The organism is Ornithinimicrobium sp. (genome assembly GCF_035267225.1).
Taxonomy (GTDB): Bacteria; Actinomycetota; Actinomycetes; order Actinomycetales; family Dermatophilaceae; genus Ornithinicoccus.
On record NZ_DATFMA010000114.1, the window covers coordinates 1 to 2,380 of the forward strand.

1 protein-coding gene and 2 pseudogenes are annotated in these 2,380 nt (G+C 71.9%); all 3 read left to right on the forward strand.

Going from position 1 to position 2,380, the window contains the following annotated elements; genetic code table 11:
• Positions 1-837, forward strand: a pseudogene (locus tag VJ976_RS11420) (hypothetical protein); the annotation flags it as partial.
• Entirely contained in the window at positions 834-1,877 is a 1,044-nt protein-coding gene (locus VJ976_RS11425; RefSeq protein ID WP_324100349.1) for an extracellular solute-binding protein, read from the forward strand. The pseudogene VJ976_RS11420 and the gene VJ976_RS11425, both read left to right, overlap by 4 nt.
• Positions 1,874-2,380: pseudogene (locus tag VJ976_RS11430) on the forward strand (hypothetical protein); the annotation flags it as partial. The gene VJ976_RS11425 and the pseudogene VJ976_RS11430, both read left to right, overlap by 4 nt.

Below are 2,380 nucleotides of genomic sequence, written 5' to 3' on the forward strand. Positions count from 1 at the left end.
GTCGGCCTGCTGCGAATGGCCCGAGCGAGCAGACGGCTCGCCGCCGTCACCGCGGCGGCTCTGGCGCTGTCCGCGGTGGGCTGGATCGTGGTGCATCGCCTCGTCTACGGCGGATGGACCGCCTACGCCGCCGGTGACCACTTCCAGTCCCGGGGGGAGTTCAGCGCCGTCGGCTTCGACCCCGACTTGCTGGGCCGGAGCACGCGATGGGTAGCCCTGTTCGTCGACCAGGGCTACGGCCTGGTGGCCTGGCAACCCGCCTGGCTCCTCGTCGTGCCCGCGGTCGGGCTGCTCTGGGGGCTGTCCGGGAGGGTCAGTCCAGCTCGAGCTACGACCCGCCGGCCTGGGCTCCCTGGGCTCCCGTGGCGAACCATCTCCGCGAACCCTCTCGCCGTGCTCGCCCTGCCCCTGGGGGCGGGCCTGGTCACCGCCGTGTACATCGCCCTCACGATGCACGGCTTCTGGTGGCCGGGGAGACAGGTCGTCGTGGTCCTGCCCCTGGCCGCGATGCTCATCGCCCTCGCCCTGTCGCACCCCGCGCTACCCCACCGCCGTCGGTGGGCGACCGGGGCCGGCGCGCTGGCCGCGGCCGGCGTGGCCATCCACGCCTGGGTCCTCACGACCGGCCTCGCTGGTGACCTCACCTGGGTCGGGGCACCGGACCTGGCTCCGCCGCCGACCCTGGCCGCACTGCGCTCGGCCCTGCCGGACTATCGTGCGGCTGGACCCCTGACCTGGTGGGGCCACGCGCTGTGGGCGCTGACCCTGCTCGCGATGCTCCTGGGCGCCCGGCACGCCGGCGCTCGCCTGTCCCGAGCGGAAGGAGACGGCCGATGATCCGCCCATGGCGCGCCATCGGCAGCGTCCGGCGCCGCCCCCCACGCCCGACGCGGGTGTGGGCGGCGCTCGGCGCCCTGAGCGCCCTGCTGCTGACCGGCTGCGTCGGCGGTGACGACGAGGTCGTGCGGGTGTACTCGGCCCGGCACTACGACCTCGAAGACGCCTTCATCAAGTTCAACGAGGAGACGGGCATCAAGGTCGAGTTCCTCTTCGGCTCCGACTCCGAGCTGCGCGAACGGATCGCCGCGGAAGGGGAGGACACCCAGGCCGACGTGTACATGACCGTCGATGCCGGCAACCTGGCCAGCGCCGCTGAGCAGGGCGTCTTCGCCCCGCTGGAGTCCAGCGTCCTGGACGAGGCGGTGCCCGAGGGTCTGCGCGACCCGCGGGACCGCTGGTTCGGGCTCGCCGAACGAGCTCGGACCATCGTCTACTCGCCCGAGCGCGTGGACACCGCCCAGCTGTCGACCTACGAGGCCCTGGCCGACCCGCGCTGGCAGGGACGGCTGTGCCTGCGCCAGTCCAGCGCGACGTACACCCAGTCCCTCGTCGCCTCGATGATCGCCGAGAGGGGTGAGGAGGGGACCGAGGAGGTGGTCCAGGGGTGGGCCGACAACGCCGAGATCTTCTCCAACGACGTCGAGATCATCGACAACATCGCCAGCGGCAGCTGCGACGTCGGCATCGTGAACCACTACTACCTCGCGCGCGAGCTGGACGAGGACCCGGACCTGCCGGTCGAGCTGTTCTGGGCGAACCAGGACACCACCGGCACTCACGTCAACATCTCGGGCGCGGGCGTGACCGCTGAGGCCGACGACCCTGAGCTGGCTCAGCGACTGCTGGAGTGGCTGGCCACCGACGGGCAGTCCGAGTTCGTCGCCGACAACGACGAGTACCCGGTCAACGACGACGTCGAGCCGGTCCCGGTCATCGCGGACTTCGGCGACTTCACCGCTCAGGACATCGACGCCGTCGCCTACGCCGAGCTGAACGAGGCGGCCATCGAGCTCATGGCCCGGGCGGGATACGAATGAGCCCGGTCCCCGCCTTCTCCTCCGCTCGGGCACCGGACGGCGTGCGACCCGCCCGCGGCCGCCGCCGGACTCCGTCGCGCCGCGAGGGACGCCGCCGGTGGCAGCTCGTGGTACTCGGCCTGGCCCTGCTCACCACGGTGCCGGTCCTGCTGGTGGTCGGCTCGCTGCTCACCCCCGACCGGCAGGTGTGGGCGTTCCTGGTCGACCTGGGCCTGGGCCCGATGATGCTGACGACCGTGTCCCTGGTCACGGTCGTGGTCACGGGGAGCATCATTCTGGGGGCCGGACTGGCCTGGCTGGTCGGGCGTCACCAGTTCCCGGGTCAGAGGTGGTTCTCGTGGCTGCTGGTGCTGCCGCTGGCCGTGCCGGCCTACGTGATGGGGTTCGTCTACATCGGGCTGCTGGACCATCCGGGCCCGTTGCAGAGCGGGCTGCGCGACCTGTTCGGCCCCGGGGTCTGGTTTCCGGACGTACGGTCGTTCTGGGCGTGTGCCGTGGTGCTC

What these genes read in the sequence shown, in the direction of transcription:
- VJ976_RS11425 (WP_324100349.1), top strand. Translation starts at nt 834, where the DNA reads ATGATCCGCCCATGGCGCGCCATCGGCAGCGTCCGGCGCCGCCCCCCA.